At 69.8% G+C, this 14,316-nt stretch carries 15 protein-coding genes; 8 read left to right on the top strand and 7 right to left on the bottom strand.

Features of this window, described 5'->3' with window-relative positions; all coding sequences use genetic code 11:
• Nucleotides 1–22: 22 nt before the first annotated feature.
• On the top strand, nt 23–904 hold the full coding sequence (locus tag AC0B61_RS04085; RefSeq protein ID WP_471739053.1) for an alpha/beta fold hydrolase: 882 nt from the start codon (nt 23–25) through the stop codon (nt 902–904).
• A gap of 227 nt (nt 905–1,131) precedes the next feature.
• Here the strand turns inward: AC0B61_RS04085 and AC0B61_RS04080 are convergent, their stop codons facing one another.
• From AC0B61_RS04080 to AC0B61_RS04070, 3 genes are all read right to left on the bottom strand, one after another.
• Nucleotides 1,132–2,370 carry an MFS transporter gene (locus AC0B61_RS04080; RefSeq protein WP_471739052.1) on the bottom strand — a complete coding sequence of 413 codons (1,239 nt, stop codon included), beginning with the start codon at nt 2,368–2,370 and terminating at the stop codon, nt 1,132–1,134.
• A 216-nt stretch (nt 2,371–2,586) separates the two neighbouring features.
• Nucleotides 2,587–3,444, bottom strand: coding sequence for a COG4705 family protein (locus tag AC0B61_RS04075; RefSeq protein WP_471739051.1), 858 nt, complete (start codon nt 3,442–3,444; stop codon nt 2,587–2,589).
• A gap of 77 nt (nt 3,445–3,521) precedes the next feature.
• Nucleotides 3,522–3,653 carry a hypothetical protein gene (locus AC0B61_RS04070; protein ID WP_471739050.1) on the bottom strand — a complete coding sequence of 44 codons (132 nt, stop codon included), beginning with the start codon at nt 3,651–3,653 and terminating at the stop codon, nt 3,522–3,524.
• Nucleotides 3,654–3,992: 339 nt separating this feature from the next.
• Here AC0B61_RS04070 and AC0B61_RS04065 point away from each other — a divergent pair, with 339 nt between their 5' ends.
• A complete protein-coding gene (locus AC0B61_RS04065) occupies nt 3,993–4,880 on the top strand; it encodes a LysR family transcriptional regulator (RefSeq protein WP_471739049.1) in 888 nt (295 codons plus the stop codon).
• A gap of 246 nt (nt 4,881–5,126) precedes the next feature.
• Here the strand turns inward: AC0B61_RS04065 and AC0B61_RS04060 are convergent, their stop codons facing one another.
• Nucleotides 5,127–6,233 (bottom strand): winged helix DNA-binding domain-containing protein, encoded by a 1,107-nt coding sequence (locus AC0B61_RS04060; protein ID WP_471739048.1) that lies wholly within the window; start codon nt 6,231–6,233, stop codon nt 5,127–5,129.
• Nucleotides 6,230–7,402 carry an epoxide hydrolase family protein gene (locus AC0B61_RS04055; RefSeq protein ID WP_471739047.1) on the bottom strand — a complete coding sequence of 391 codons (1,173 nt, stop codon included), beginning with the start codon at nt 7,400–7,402 and terminating at the stop codon, nt 6,230–6,232. Before AC0B61_RS04055 ends, AC0B61_RS04060 begins: the two co-directional genes overlap by 4 nt.
• A gap of 63 nt (nt 7,403–7,465) precedes the next feature.
• On the opposite strand from AC0B61_RS04055, the gene AC0B61_RS04050 reads away from it, so the two are divergent.
• Nucleotides 7,466–8,431, top strand: a complete 966-nt coding sequence (locus AC0B61_RS04050; RefSeq protein WP_471739046.1) for a helix-turn-helix transcriptional regulator — start codon at nt 7,466–7,468, stop codon at nt 8,429–8,431.
• 131 nt (nt 8,432–8,562) lie between these two features.
• On the opposite strand, the gene AC0B61_RS04045 is transcribed toward AC0B61_RS04050, so the two are convergent.
• On the bottom strand, nt 8,563–9,378 hold the full coding sequence (locus AC0B61_RS04045; RefSeq protein ID WP_471739045.1) for a helix-turn-helix domain-containing protein: 816 nt from the start codon (nt 9,376–9,378) through the stop codon (nt 8,563–8,565).
• A gap of 137 nt (nt 9,379–9,515) precedes the next feature.
• Here AC0B61_RS04045 and AC0B61_RS04040 point away from each other — a divergent pair, with 137 nt between their 5' ends.
• Both AC0B61_RS04040 and AC0B61_RS04035 read left to right on the top strand, forming a co-directional pair.
• Nucleotides 9,516–9,893, top strand: a complete 378-nt coding sequence (locus AC0B61_RS04040) for a VOC family protein (protein WP_471739044.1) — start codon at nt 9,516–9,518, stop codon at nt 9,891–9,893.
• Nucleotides 9,894–9,918: 25 nt separating this feature from the next.
• Nucleotides 9,919–10,335 carry an SRPBCC family protein gene (locus AC0B61_RS04035; RefSeq protein WP_471739043.1) on the top strand — a complete coding sequence of 139 codons (417 nt, stop codon included), beginning with the start codon at nt 9,919–9,921 and terminating at the stop codon, nt 10,333–10,335.
• 841 nt (nt 10,336–11,176) lie between these two features.
• Here the strand turns inward: AC0B61_RS04035 and AC0B61_RS04030 are convergent.
• Nucleotides 11,177–11,320, bottom strand: a complete 144-nt coding sequence (locus AC0B61_RS04030) for a hypothetical protein (protein WP_471739389.1) — start codon at nt 11,318–11,320, stop codon at nt 11,177–11,179.
• Between AC0B61_RS04030 and AC0B61_RS04025 the strand changes: the two genes are divergently transcribed.
• The 3 genes from AC0B61_RS04025 (at nt 11,265) to AC0B61_RS04015 (ending at nt 14,313) form a co-directional block, all read left to right on the top strand.
• Complete coding sequence (locus AC0B61_RS04025; RefSeq protein ID WP_471739370.1) at nt 11,265–12,272, top strand: ice-binding family protein; 1,008 nt, start codon at nt 11,265–11,267, stop codon at nt 12,270–12,272. The genes AC0B61_RS04030 and AC0B61_RS04025 overlap by 56 nt on opposite strands.
• A 150-nt stretch (nt 12,273–12,422) precedes the next feature.
• Nucleotides 12,423–13,187 carry a DUF5819 family protein gene (locus AC0B61_RS04020; RefSeq protein WP_471739042.1) on the top strand — a complete coding sequence of 255 codons (765 nt, stop codon included), beginning with the start codon at nt 12,423–12,425 and terminating at the stop codon, nt 13,185–13,187.
• The gene (locus tag AC0B61_RS04015; protein ID WP_471739041.1) at nt 13,177–14,313 is read left to right on the top strand and encodes an HTTM domain-containing protein; all 1,137 of its coding nucleotides are present in this window, start codon (nt 13,177–13,179) and stop codon (nt 14,311–14,313) included. The genes AC0B61_RS04020 and AC0B61_RS04015 overlap by 11 nt, the downstream gene beginning before the upstream one ends.
• Nucleotides 14,314–14,316: the final 3 nt, after the last annotated feature.

Below are 14,316 nucleotides of genomic sequence, written 5' to 3'. Positions count from 1 at the left end.
TCACCTTCAGAAAGGGCGAACCATGGCACCGACCATTCCCGGCTTCGAATACCGCCGGGTCCCGGTCACCGACGACGTCGCGCTCAACGTCGCCGTCGCGTGCTCCGGCAGCCCGATCGTGCTGCTGCACGGCTTCCCGCAGACCCACCTGATGTGGCGGCACGTGGCCGCCGATCTCGCGGCCGACCACACCGTCATCTGCCCCGACCTGCGAGGCTACGGCGCCAGCGACAAGCCCGCCGACACCGACGGCACCACGTACTCCAAGCGCACCATGGCCGCCGACATCGTGGCGCTCGCCCGCGCCCTGGGCCACGAGCGTTTCGCTCTGGCCGGGCACGACCGCGGCGCTCTGGTCGCCTTCCGCGCCGGCCTCGACCACCCCCAGGCGGTCACCCACCTCGCCTCGCTCGATGTACTGCCGACGCTGGACATGTGGGACGTCATGCACGGCACCGCCGCGGCCGTCGGCTTCCACCTCTACCTGATGGCCCAGCCGGCCGGCCTGCCCGAGCAGATGATCCAGAGCAGCGCGGATGCCTTCTTCGACCACTTCCTCGACAGCTGGACGCGCGACCCGCGGGCGATCCCGGCCGAGATCCGCACCACCTACCTGGCGGCATCGCGCGCGGCCGTCCCCTCCATCGTCGCGGACTACCGCGCCTCCGCCGGCATCGACGTCGAACACGACCAGGCCGACCGAGCCGCCGGGAACCTGCTGCGCATGCCGGTGACCGTTCTCCAGCAGGACTGGGGCGCGGTCCTCGGCTTCGACGCCACCGCACTGTGGAGCGCCTGGGCACCCGATCTGCAGCACATCACCGTCTCCTGCGGCCACTTCATGGCGGAGGAGGCCCCCGCCGACGTCACTGAGGCCATCCGGTCCCTCCTCACCCGCCGCTGAAGGAATTCCGCCGCCCTGGCTACCAGCCATAACGATGGCCCCGACCGCCCAGCGGTCGGGGCCATCGTCGCTTCGTTGGTCTCAGTTTCGGTCTCACTCGGGTTCGATGCCGCCAACCCCCACCAGCCTTACGCCGCCGACGAGTTGGCGGGCCTTTGGGGCTGGGCGGTGCGCTTGCGCGGTCAGCACCGCACCGACGCGCTCGCGCTGCTCGGGCTGGGCACCGGCTACGGCCTGATGCCCAAGGAGCTGATCGGCTCCCCGTCCCGTTCCTGCGGCGCGGGAGCGGGACGGCCGCGGTCCCTGGGCATCGGTCCACCGGGTCCACCCTGTCCACCGGCCGCCAGGGCGAGCGCGGCACCGAGGACGGCGGGCACGGCGAACAGGACGAAGTTCCACCGAGGTGCCAGGTCGGCCGCGAGGATCCAGCCGCCGAGCGTGGGCCCGGCGATCGCGCCGATGCGGCCGACGCCGAGCACGACGCCCACCGCGCTGGCCCTCGCGGTCACCGGGTAGCTGCGGGAGATGTACACGTTGATCAGTCCCTGGACCCCGACCGCCCCGCAGCCGCCGAGGAACACGATGCCGTAGAGCACCGCGAGCGGCAGCTTGGCGCTCATGGCGATGATCGCGGCGGCTCCGAGGACGAAAGCGGCCGTGACCGGTCCCTTCGAGCCGACCCGGTCGGCCAGCAGCGCCATGGCGAGCCCGCCAACGGTGGCGCCGAGGTTGAGCAGCACGAGGAAAGTCTGCGAGGACTGCAGCTGACGGCCCGCCACCTGCATCAGCTGCGGCAGCCAGGTGTTCATGCCGAAGATGAGCAGGAACGAGAGGGCCGCCATGGCGCAGAAGACCAGTGTGCTGCGGAGGTAGGGCGATTTCAGCACCAGACGCACGCCGCCGCTGCCGGCAGCCGGGGGCGAGGCGCTCACCGCCCGGTGGTGCTCGGTGGACTCGGGCAACCAGGCGTAGGCCACGGGCAGCAGGAGCAGGCCGGCCAGGCCGCCGACCAGGTACTCCAGCTGGAAGCCGCGCCCGCGCAGCAAGGTGTTGGCGGTGAGCGCCGCGAATGAACCACCGACGGCCGTACCGCACTGCACGATCCCCGAGTACAGGTTCTTCCGTTTCTCAGGGGCGAGTTCGAAGATGAGCGGGGCCATCGCCGGATAGATCGCGCCGACGCCGAACCCGACGACGAACCGGCCCGCACCGAACAGGGACGGGACGGGTGCCACGGCACAGGCGAACATGCCGGCGCTGACGACGGCGATGCTGACCAGGCTGGTCCGCCGCCGGCCGAACCGGTCGGTGAACTGGCCGACCAGCAGCGATCCGACGAGCATCCCGATGGGGGTGAGACTGCCGAGCAGACCGACCAGGGCGACGGTGAGGTGCCAGGGACGGTGGTGGAGCAGCAGCGGCGTGGTCGCACCGAAGGCGACCAGGTCGAAGCCTTCCAGCGCCATCACCGCCAGGCCGACAGCGAGTGCTGGTCCTGCCGACGACGAGGGACCGCGGGACGGTCGGCCGCCCGCGTGGGCGGATGCTGGTGTGCTCAATGATCCGACTCCGTTCTTGGCGGCGGTCACCCGGCCGCCGCGTCTGTCGCGGCACGGCACGCAGGGGCGACGGTGGGTCTGTGCGGCCGCGCTGACGCTGCGCCATGTCACCCGCCGGAGCGATCAAGTACGCCTGTCCAGGAGCGAGTTCTCCGGTGACTCGTGCGCCTCGGTCGGGCGGTCGGCATCGGAGCGGAGATCGGCGGACGGCTCGCCACCGCGCATCGTCAGCCATCCGAGCAGCGCGACGATGGCGATCGTGGTGACGAGGCTGATCCATCCGGTGCCCAGCCTCAGGCCGTCCTGACGGGACGAGGACAGCCAGTCCGTGATCGACGCTCCCAGCGGCCGGGTGATGATGTAGGCGGACCAGAACGCGGTGACGGTGCCCAGACCCGCCCACCGCCGCGCGGCGGCGGGAACCGCGATGGCGATGGCGAACAGCACGATCGAACCCAGGTACCCCAGGTGCAGCAGGTTGGCGGTCAGATCGCCGGCGACGGTGCCGAACACGAAGGTGGTCATCACCATCGTCCAGTAGAAGCGCTCCCTGCGTGCGGTGGTGATGCTGTGCACCGCCAGGGTGCCCTCCCGGGCGTGCCACCTGGCGAAGACGACGGCGAGTACGACCGCGAGCCCCACCGTCGTCCCCAGGTACGGGAGGCCGACCAGGAAGACGAGGACATCGGCGATCATGGTGCCGAAGACGGCCACCATGGTCACGGCCGACCAGTAGATCCAGAGCCGGTAACGGGTGGTGCGGAGCTGGGCGATCAGTGCGATGGTCAACGCGAGGGCGCCGCTGCCCAGGGCGACTCCCGGATTCGTGTAGCTGACTAGGAAGTCCGAGAACGTCTCGCCCATCCCGGTGGTGAGGATCTTGATGATCCAGAACAGCACGGTGATTTCCGGCACCTTGACCGCGAGCTGCCGCGCGGATGCGGCGGCAGGTGTCCGGGCGCCGAGCACTACGACGCGCATGGTGAATCGTTCCCTCTCCGAACAGGTGGTGGCAGGAGGCGCAGGTAGGCGAACGGCAGCGCCCCTGTGGGTTCCGTCTAGCCGATGCCGAACACGCGCTCGGCCGTGCGGTGGCTGATCGCCGCCCGCTGATCGACGGTCAGCGACGTCTCCCGCAGGAAGGCCGGGGCGGTTGCCGGGTCCTCGTACGGGTGGTCGATGGCGGACATGACTCCGTTGTCGCCGAGCGCACGCAGGGCCAGGGCGAGTACGTCCGGATCGTCCGGGTCGTCCGGGTGCGCAGGGTTGCGGAGTTCTCCCGCGTGCGCGTCCGCGTCGCCATGGCGTCCTCGCCGGGAGCAGCGATGTGGCGCCGAGCCACCACCGACTGCGCGAGACCGGTCTCGAACAGGGCCCGTTCGATGTCTGCCAGGTATCGGTCGAGCTCGGCGTCGGGCAGCGGTTGATCGAAGGAGGCGATCATTGTATGGGTGATCATGGGTCAATTCTTGGCCGCGGATGCTGCGGGCGTCCAAGACCTGTTGGCTATTCAGCGATAACCTACAGGCATGGTTGAACTGGAGACCCGGGAGCTGGAGTACTTCCTCGCCGTCGCCGACGAACTGCACTTCGGCCGGGCCGCCGTCCGGCTCTCGATCGCCCAACCGGCGCTGTCGAAGGCGATCCAGCGGATCGAGTCGCGGCTCGGTGTGCCGCTGCTCGTCCGCTCCAGCCGGCGCGTCGAACTCACTCCCGCCGGGGAGGTGCTGCAGGAGCACGGGCGGCACGCGCTCAACGCGGTCAGCGCCGCCGTCCGGCGCGTCCGGCGCGCAGGCGACACCCGGGCCCACCTGCGACTGGTCCTCAAGCCGGGCGGCGACGCCGGTCTGCTCTCCGCGATCCTGGCCGAGTACGCCCACCAGCACGACGCCCACCGCGTCGACATCCTGTTCAGCGGTCCCGCCGACCGCTCCGACTTCCTGCGCGACGGCAGGGCCGACGTCGGCCTGCTCTTCGTACCGCTCGACGACCTCGACGGCCTGGCCCACGAGACGCTGCACACCGACGACCGCGTGGTCATCGTCCCCTCCGGACACCGCCTGGCCGGACGCGCCTCGGTGCGGATGTCGGACCTGGAGGGTGAGACGCTGCCGCGCTGGAAGGGCGTGCCCGGAGGCGGGGGTACCGGCCCCGAGGTCACCGACGTCCTCCAACTGCTCCACATGATCACGGCGAGACGGATGATCGGCGTCCTGCCCCGTTCCCTGGTCGAACCCGTCCCGCCCGGCCTGGTCTGCATCCCGGTGGCCGACGCCCCGCCCAGTCGCCTCGTCCTCGCCTGGAACGAACAGGACCACCGCCCGGCGGTCGCCTCGTTCGTGGCCGCCGCACTCAGACTGCGGCCCGAGGCCCGGTCCGGCCCCGACGACTCCGCCACTGCGCTCGGGGGCGCCTGACCTGCGCCCGGGGGCCCTGATCTCAACTCTCTGCGAGGCCGTCACTGCCTCACCGGTGCTCTTGCTACTCACACCGACAAGCGCTCGCGATCACCCTTCCGCTCTGCCTATGGCTATGCATCCGAGGCACAGATGCCCGGCAACGACCGGCCATCACCCGGGCGCTGGCTGAACATATCGGCTCGGTACGAGGGCCTAGGCCGATGACCAGCGGGAATGGGGAAGTGCGGCTGGAGTTCAGGTCCGTCACCCCGGTTGGGGCGGCTCGAACACGATGTCCCGGGTCGTCGCCTTGACTGCCGTGAAGGCGAGCAGCCGGGCGCCCTCGTCAGCGATGTCCTCCCGTTCGGTGGTCGTCAGGTTTCGGAACGGACGTACCGTCAGCGTCGCCGTGTCGCGCTTCGTGGCCACCCTCCAGGTCGCGGCGACGAAGCCGTCAACGAGTACCGCGCGGGGCATCTCCATGGTTCCGGCGAAGCCCTGGTCCGCGAAGCTCACGGTCAGGACGCGGGTGCGGTCGGCGTGGGAGAGCAGCAGGTTGTCGAAGTCGTAGAGGAAGCGCACGGGGGCCGGGGTGTCCGGGTGCGGGCGGGGCGCGTCGGGGAGGTCGTAGAGTTCGCGGCCCTGCTCGTCGCGGAAGACCATGAGCTGCAGCCGGAGTCCGTCGATCACCTCGGCGAGCCGGGTCAGCCCGCACCACTGCTGGACGTCGCGTACCGTCGCGGGCCCGAACGCGGCGAGGTAGCGCAGCACCAGCTGCTGCACGCTCGCCCCTTCGTGTACCGGGCGCCCGAGCCAGCCTTCCACGGGCGTGTGGGCGGCTCGCCCACTGCGGCCCCACAGCCCGCGTGGCGGGACCTGGACCAGCGGCACTGACGAGCGGACCCCCTGGGCCATCGCGGCCGGATCCCGGTCCGACCACCGCTCGGCCAGCGCCCGGCCCAACTCGCTGAAGGTCAGCGGCTTTTCGCCGAGCAGATCGCGGCCGGCGGCGGCCAGCTCGACGCGGTCCAGGCCGGCCAGGTGGCGGCCGAAGGAGCCCAGCGTGCTGCGCTCGATGACCGGCTCGACCAGGGGGCGCAGCCACAGGCAGTCGGCGGCGGTCACCAGGTGGATGGTCGAGCGCATCAACGCGATGCGTACCACGCCGGCTTCCCGGAGCAGGTCGGAGGTCCGCTCGGGTGTGTAGTCCACCAGGCGGGTCCAAAGTCCGACATACCAGGTGTGCGGGGTCTGCGCCTGGAGCCCCACCAGCCGTTCGAGCGCCTGCGGTACATCCAGTTCCCAGCGGCGCAACAGCAACTGCCGTTCCAGCGTGGCGCGGTTGAGGGCTCTGGCCGGCAGCAGCGTCATGACGTCCACTCGGTCCTGAGCTGTCGGAAGAAGGTCCGCACGTCAGCAACGAGCAAGTCGGGGGCCTCCAGCGCGGCGAAGTGTCCGCCCCGGTCGAACTCCGACCAGTGGGTGATGTTGTTACCCGTCTCGGCGTAGCGCCGGATCGCGACGTCCTCGGCGAAGACGGCGACCCCGGTCGGTGTGGTGGCGGGCGAGGAGTGCCAGGTGCCGGAGTGCATGTTCTCGTAGTACATCTGCGCGGCCGAGCCGGCCGTGCCGGTGAGCCAGTACAGCATCACGTTGGTGAGCAGCCTGTCCCGGTCGACCGCGGTCTCAGGCAGCTCGGCAGAGGGGAAGGTCCACTCCTTGAACTTCTCGACGATCCAGGCGAGCTGCCCGACTGGCGAGTCATGCAGTGCGTACGTCACGGTCTGCGGCCGGGTGGCCTGGATCTGGAAGTAGCCGCCGCCGTCGTCCAGGTAGTTCTTGAGCCGTGCCAGCCTCGCCGACTCCGCTTCGGTGAAGGTGGCCTTGTCCTCCTCCGCCACCTCCCCGAACGGGATGAACCCGAAGGTGGCCGCGTTCACGTGCACTCCGACGACCCGCCCGGTGGCGACCCGGCCCAACTCCGGGGCCACGAACGCGCCCAGATCGCCGCCCTGGGCGCCGTACCGCTGGTAGCCGAGCCGGCTCATCAACTCCGCCCAGGCGCCGGCGACCCGGCCGGTGTTCCAACCGGTCTCGCGGGTCGGCCCGGAGAAGCCGAAGCCTGGCAGCGAGGGGATCACAAGGTGGAAGGCGTCCGCCGGGTCGCCGCCGTGCGCGGCCGGGTCGGTGAGCGGGCCGATGACGTCGAGGAACTCCAGGACCGAACCCGGCCAGCCGTGCGTGAGGACCAACGGCAGCGCGTCCGGCTCGGGCGAACGCACATGCAGGAAGTGCACGTTCTGGCCGTCGATCTCCGTGGTGAACTGCGGGATCGCGTTCAGCTCAGCCTCGTACGTGCGCCAGTCGTAGGACGAATGCCAGTACTCGACCAGCTCCTTGAGGTAGCCCAGCGGCACACCGCGGCTCCAGCCGACGCCCGGCAGCTCGGACGGCCAACGGACGGCGGTCAGCCTGGCGTGCAGGTCGTCGAGGTCGTGCTGGGGGATATCGATCCGGAAGGGAGTGATCGTTTCGCTCATGACGAGAAAGCTATCGGCACCAGCGGACACCTTCTGTCCTAAAGAGCTGACAGGCTCTACGACATGAAGGAAACCTCCGCCCGCCTGCTCCGGTTGCTGACTCTCCTGCAGTCCCGTCGTGAGTGGTCCGGCCAGGACTTGGCCGCCCGTCTCGGGGTGAGCACCCGGACCGTCCGCCGGGATGTGGACAAGCTGCGCGACCTGGACTACCCGGTCAACGCGGTCAAGGGCATCGACGGCGGCTACCGTCTGGGCGCCGGGGCCCAGCTGCCGCCGATGCTCCTGGACGACGAGGAGGCGGTGGCCATCGCGGTGGCGCTGCGCACCGCCACCCGCAGTGGCGTCGCGGGCATCAGCGAGACGGCCCTACGCGCCCTGGTCAAACTAGAACAGGTCCTGCCGGCCCGGCTGCGGCACCGGGTCAGCGCCCTCCAGGCCTCCGCCGTACGCACCCCCAGCGAGGCCCCCGCCGTCGACGCCGAGGTTCTCACGACGATCGGGACCGCCTGCCGCGACCACCGGCAGCTGCGGTTCGACTACCTCGGCCACGGCGGCGACGCCAGCACCCGACTCACCGAACCGCACGAACTCGTGACCTGGGGCCCCCGCTGGTACCTCGTCGCCTGGGACCTCGAACGCGCCGACTGGCGCACCTTCCGTGTCGACCGCATCCACCCCCTCACCCCCACCGGCCCGCGCTTCACCCCACGCGAAATACCCGGCGGCGACCCCGCCGCACACGTCGCCCGCGGCATATCCCAACTGTGGCCCTGCCGGGCCACCATCCGCCTGCACGCCCCCGCCCACTCGGATGCCGCACGCACAGCCGCCACCTACGGCACTATCGAGCCCGTCGACGACAGGACCTGCCTCCTGCACGCCGGCGCCGACAGTCCCCGCTCACTCGCGTTCCTCCTCGGCGCCGTGGACGTCGACTTCCACGTCCAGGACTCTCCCGAACTGGCCGCCCACCTTCGCCACACCGCCGACCGCTTCCACCGTGCCACCAGGCCCCAGGAGACACCCTGAGAGCGCCAACCTGCCGCCCGACGCCCGATGTGCTGTCCGAGTGGCACGCCGGCGAAAGGCGCGTCAGGCCGCCCTACGGCACTGGCGTCCCGGGGTTGCCGACTTGAACCGCCCCGCCGAGGTGGGTGCCGTCAGCGTGCGGACGCCAGGAGCCGTCGCACCGCCGCCGGGGTGTGGCCCAGGTATTGGCGCATGGTCCGGGTCAGATGAGCCTGGTCGGCGTAGCCGAGGTCGGCGGCGAGGGTGCTGAGGCTCCGTTCGCCTGCCTCGATGCGGTCGAGGGCCCTGCCGATACGGACGCGGTGACGGTAGCGAGTCACCGACACGCCGAGCTCACGCGGGAAGGCCCGGCTCAGCCGGTAGGGAGAGACACCGAGCAACTCGGCCAGGGAGAACAGCGTGTCCGAGGCCGGGTCTGCTTCGGTGATCGCCTCGCGGGCGGCTGCCACGAGGCCCTGGTCGTGTCGGGCTCGGGCTTCGGCGATCGGTGTCCGGCCGGACGAGATCCGGCCGATGGCGGTCGACAGGAGAGCCAGCAGTTCCTCGGAGAGCGCGTAGTCGACATCTCCCGACTCGGAAGCGGCGAGCAGCCGGCGATGGGCCAGGTCCAGGCTTGGGTCGACGTAGACCGTGTGTGCGGCCTGCCCTGCGATCTCCCCGGCCAGTGAGCGCCACAGCTTCGGCGTCACGCTGATCGCCGTGCAGACGTCGCCGCCGGCGGGGTGAGCGAAGCTCTCCTCCTCACCCGGGGCCCCCACGTAGGCCAGGGTCGCGTCGATGTCGGCCGGCACGCCGGCGGCCATCCTGCGGAACCGGCCTCGGCGCACGAGCACCACCCGGTAGTCGCCTCGGACTTCCGGTACCGACCAGTGAGTGTGGTCGTCGTGGCAGGTCACCGAGCTGATGCCGAAGTCGGGGCGCGTGGCGAGAGGAGTGGCAGTGAGCACCCTGCGGACGCTACGCGGCGGGTCTGACAGCAGCGCAAGGATGTTCAAGACGGGGGCCTGCTGCCGGGAGCACGCTGGCGGGGTGCGAGGGGCCGTTCCCTTCGTGTCTCGCCAGTACCGACATTGGAGTCATCGGCATGCCTGTTCTCAAGCGGCTCAGCACTGTGGTCCTCGACTGCGCCGACCCGGCCGCGCTGGCCGCCTTCTACCAGAAGGCCACCGGGTGGGAGATCACCTACAGCGACCAGGACTTCGCGTCGCTGGGCGACGGCGACGGCACCCCGGTCCAGCTCGCCTTCGTCCGTGTCGAGGGCTACCAGGCGCCGGGCTGGCCCGACGGCGCCAAGTACACGCACCTCGACTTCACCGTCACCGACCTGGACGGCGCGACCGGGGAACTGCTCGACTTCGGAGCTTCCCGGCCCGAGTTCCAGCCGGGCGACGGTCAGTGGATCGTCCTCACCGACCCTGAGGGCCACCCGTTCTGCCTCACCACCGACACCACCGGCAACTGAGCCCCCACACAGAGGAGACCAACCCGTGGCATCCATCCACCGCGACATCCTGATCGACGACTCCCCCGAGAACGTCTGGGCCGCCATCCGAGACTTCGGTGAGGTCCACAAACGCCTCGCGCCGGGCTTTGTCACCGATACCCGCGTCGAGGGCGACATCAGGATCGTGACCTTCGCGAGCGGGATCGTGGTGCACGAGCTGATCGTCGACCTCGACGACGACGCCCGGCGCATCGCCTACGCGGTGGTCGGCGGCTCCATGGAGCCCACGCACCACCACGCGTCCATGCAGGTCCTCGGCGACACCGAGAACCGCAGTCACTTCGTCTGGACCATCGACGTGACGCCGGACAGCCTCGGGGAGCCCATCGCCGAGATGGTCGACCAGGGGATCCGAGTGATCAAGCGCACCCTTGATCGAGAAGCCGCCCCGACCCACTGATCAACCAGGCCGTCGACACTCGGCGTGGTTGCAGTTTTGGAAAACGTGTGGGAGCAATCCATCACGAGTTCGAATCTCGTATCCTCCGCCTCGCCCACCAGGGAACGACGAGGGCTCCGACCGGTGAACCGGTCGGAGCCCTCGTCGTTCCCTGGTGGCAGTTTTGGCTGCAGTCACGGCCACTGAGCACCGAGGGCGACGTGAGGCGCTCTGCCCGCGATGGCCGCGCTACGCGCACGCCCCGCCGCCGGGCCCGGAGCGAAGGGCAAGCAGTGCGGGAACGAAGGAGACCACGGCAAGGGCCGCAAGCAGGCCGGCAGAGCCGCCGACAGTCGGAGCGAGTGAGGCAGCGGCCCGGGGAGCAAGCGCTCCGGCGACGGTGACTGAGGCAGCGGGGAGCTGGGCCCACAGCCCTTTACCGCCGTCGGCGCCCGGGCCCTCAGCAGTCGCTCGTCAAGTGCTCGCGCAGCCAGTGAAGGGCGGCCTGGCCCCGCTGCGAACCCCCGGGTGGCTCCCCCCCAGTGGGGAACGGGCGCAACGCCGACCGTCGACCTGCGCAACCGGCTGCCCCGCGTTCCGGCAGGACAAGCCGAGGATATTCAGCTAACCAATGCGATTTTATGATATTTCGCTGTACATCTGCCGTTCTACTGAAGTCCGCCTGGCGGATCGTGTCCTAACGTCAAGCGCCGGACCCCTGGGGTCAACTCTCTTGTTAGGCGATCGCCGGACAGAGCCTCAGGACCTGCGGGATCCCGCTGAACCCTCCGGATCAGAAGCCTCTCGACGCGATTGCGTAGGGCCTCAAAGGCCTGTCACGTGTTTCAACGAGAGATTGGTATCAGATGACACTGAAATTCTCCAGTTCGCCATTCTGGCGAACGCTGTCCGGCTGGATCGCGGCGGTGGCACTGATCACCAGTGCCGCCGTGGCGTTGACGCCCGCACGGGCACAGGCTGTCGCTTCACCCATTTCCCTGGGCACGGCGAGCAGTTTCGCGGTCCTGGGCGGTCAGTCGGTCAGCAACACCGGTCCTTCCGTGATCACCGGAGACCTCGGGGTGAGTCCCGGGACGGCCGTCAGCGGATTTCTGCCCGGCACGGTGAACGGAACCATCCACTCGGCGGACGCGGTCGCCCTGCAGGCCCAGAGTGACCTGACCGTGGCCTACAACAACGCCGCCAGCCAGGCCAAGGACGCCAGCCTCACCTCGCCGGGAGACCTCGGCGGCTTGACGCTGGTCCCGGGCGTCTACAACGCCTCCTCCTCCATCGGGCTCACCGGAACGCTCACCCTGGACGCGGGTGGAGACCCGAACGCCGTCTGGGTGTTCCAAGTCGGATCGACCCTGACGACCGCCTCCGCCAGCCGGGTGAACCTGATCAATGGCGCCGCACCCTGCAATGTCTTCTGGCAGATCGGAAGCTCCGCCACGCTCGGCACCAACTCCACCTTCGTGGGCAACATCCTGGCCCTGACGTCGATCACCGTGACCACGGGGACGACCATCGACGGTCGGGCCCTGGCTCGGAACGGGTCGGTGACGCTGGACACCAACACGATCACCCGTGAGACGTGTGCCGCCGGCACCACGGGTGGTACGACAGGCGGGACCACCGGCGGTACTACGGGCGGCACGACCGGCGGCACCACGGGCGGCACGACCGGCGGCACGACCGCCGGCACCACGGGCGGCACGACCGGCGGCACGACCGGCGGGACCACGGGCGGCACGACCGGCGGCACCACCGCCGGGACCACCGGCGGCACGACCGGCGGCACAACCGGCGGCACCACGGGCGGCACCACGGGCGGCACGACCGGCGGGACCACGGGCGGGACCACCGGCGGCACGACCGGCGGCACCACGGGCGGGGACAACTGCCCGCCGGAGCCCTGCCCACCGGAGCCCTGCCCGCCGGAGCCGTGCCCGTGACGGTGACTGCGAGGCGGTCGCCTGCTCGGTGAAGGTGACCTCCAGCGGCACACGACGATCCGCGTGGAATTCGTCGTGTGCCGCTTGGGGGCAGCCCCGGGCAGGCATTCCGAAGATCACAGCAACCTGCCTGCGAGGGGAGCAACGAAGATGGAAACGACTGGGCGCGGCACCACGCCTGGCACCGTTGGGCCACAGGATGTGGAGGAGCGCCCGTGCAGCGGGCTGGTCCACGACGCGGCCGCCGCCGGCACGGGACCGCACGTGCGACCTACGGCCGGGGCACCCAGCCAGCCCCCAGGATTCTCGGATCTGTCGCTCCCGCTGCGGGCGACCGTGAGCATCGCTGCGGCCCTGTGTCTGGCGGTCGCTCTCGTCCACGTGGTCATGGTGTTTCTGTACGTCGCCCCTTCGAACGAAGTGTCACAGCACTACCGCAAGCAGATCAATGCCTGGATCCACCCGCTGTTCGAACAGAACTGGCGACTCTTCGCCCCGGATCCGCAATCGGTCACCCAACAGGTTTCCGCGAGGACCCTCCACGTCTCCGCCGACGGCACCCACCAGGTCAGCGACTGGTTCGACATGACCGCCGTCGACGATTCCGCCGTCAACCACAACCCCTTCCCGAGCCGCACCTCCCAGAACATGCTGCGCCGCGCCTGGGACGCCTATGCCGGATCGCACGGAACCGATGACCGATCGAACTCAGAACGAGCCCTGATGCTGCAGAAGTACCTGCGCAACATCGCCGTGGACCGCGTATCCGCCTACCGGCACGACGCGTTCGAGGACATCGAGCTGCGGGTGATCACACGGCCGATCGCCGCCGACACATCAGTCGGCCCCCGTCCGAACGCACCGGCCCAGACCAGGTACCTGCCCTGGTGGAAGGTGGCATCCGATGGAAACTGAGCAAGCACCCCGCGTGGCGGCCACGCCGCACCACCCGGCCCCGCAGTCCTCGGGCACGCACGCGCAGCGGCTGCTCGATCGCCTCGGAGCGCCGCGCACCATCCTGACCAGGCCGCCGATCTCCCTCCACGCGGCGGCGGTGCTGCGCATCGGGTACGGGCTGCTCTACCTGGCCCTCCTACTGAGGGAGTTCCCCCACCGCAACGAAATCTGGGGTCCCGGCTCGCCGTGGACGCCCGCGCTGGCCACCGAGCTGTTCCACCAGACGGAATGGTCCAGCATCCTGACCCTGTCCGACGACCAGGCGTACTTCGAGGCCTGCTACGCGCTGGCTCTGGTCACCTCCGCGGTGTTCATGCTCGGTTGGCACACCCGGGCGGTGTCCGTCCTGTTCGCGATCGTGGTCACCTCCTTCCACGCCAGGGCCGTCTTCATGACGGACGGAGGCGACAACCTCATCCTGCTGATGGCCCTGTACCTGCCCTTCACCGCGTGCGGCCGACGCTGGTCCCTCGACGCACGCAGAGCCCGGATCCGAGCGTTCGCGGGCAAGGCCACGCGATCGACAGGACGCCGCGGAGCTCGCAACCTGGTATGTCAACTCGGTTACGTGCGCCAGCTCTTGACGACGGTGCTGCACAACTGCGGCATGTTCGTCATCGCGGCTCAGGTCTGCTTCCTCTACGGATCCGCAGGGCTGTACAAGGTGCAGGGCGGCTCCTGGGGAAGCGGAACCGCCCTCCACTACGTCCTGAACCTCGACCTGTTCCGGCCGTGGCCCGCGCTGTCGCTCCTGGTGGACAGCCGTCCGGTGCTGGTCGCCGTCGCGAGCTATGCGACCGTGCTCCTGCAAGTGGCCTTTCCGTTCGTCCTGTTCGGCAGGTACAAGTACCTCGTGCTCACCATGCTCCTCGGCATGCACGTGGGCATCGCGGTTCTCCTGGGACTCCCGGTGTTCTCCGGAGCAATGATCATCGCGGATGCCGTGTTCCTGCCGGACCGCTTCTGGACGTCCCTGGGACACGCGTGCCGGAGCACCCTGCGGCGAACAACCGAAGGCAGGGTGAGGACGTCGTCCACGGCGGAAGCTGCCCCCGTACCGCCGCAGACCGGATCGGCCGGCTGAAAG

This window comes from Kitasatospora sp. NPDC023385 (genome assembly GCF_055664045.1).
The sequence above is the reverse complement of the archived record's forward strand: the minus strand, read 5'-3'. Positions and strand labels throughout refer to the sequence as shown.

Coding starts and splice junctions, on each gene's coding strand:
- AC0B61_RS04040 (WP_471739044.1), top strand. CDS start 9,516: ATGCCTGTTCTCAAGCGGCTCAGCACTGTGGTCCTCGACTGCGCCGAC.
- AC0B61_RS04060 (WP_471739048.1), bottom strand. CDS start 6,233: ATGACGCTGCTGCCGGCCAGAGCCCTCAACCGCGCCACGCTGGAACGG.
- AC0B61_RS04075 (WP_471739051.1), bottom strand. CDS start 3,444: ATGCGCGTCGTAGTGCTCGGCGCCCGGACACCTGCCGCCGCATCCGCG.
- AC0B61_RS04015 (WP_471739041.1), top strand. CDS start 13,177: ATGGAAACTGAGCAAGCACCCCGCGTGGCGGCCACGCCGCACCACCCG.
- AC0B61_RS04055 (WP_471739047.1), bottom strand. CDS start 7,402: ATGAGCGAAACGATCACTCCCTTCCGGATCGATATCCCCCAGCACGAC.
- AC0B61_RS04050 (WP_471739046.1), top strand. CDS start 7,466: ATGAAGGAAACCTCCGCCCGCCTGCTCCGGTTGCTGACTCTCCTGCAG.
- AC0B61_RS04070 (WP_471739050.1), bottom strand. CDS start 3,653: ATGTCCGCCATCGACCACCCGTACGAGGACCCGGCAACCGCCCCGGCC.
- AC0B61_RS04020 (WP_471739042.1), top strand. CDS start 12,423: ATGGAAACGACTGGGCGCGGCACCACGCCTGGCACCGTTGGGCCACAG.
- AC0B61_RS04080 (WP_471739052.1), bottom strand. CDS start 2,370: ATGGCGCTGGAAGGCTTCGACCTGGTCGCCTTCGGTGCGACCACGCCG.
- AC0B61_RS04085 (WP_471739053.1), top strand. CDS start 23: ATGGCACCGACCATTCCCGGCTTCGAATACCGCCGGGTCCCGGTCACC.
- AC0B61_RS04065 (WP_471739049.1), top strand. CDS start 3,993: ATGGTTGAACTGGAGACCCGGGAGCTGGAGTACTTCCTCGCCGTCGCC.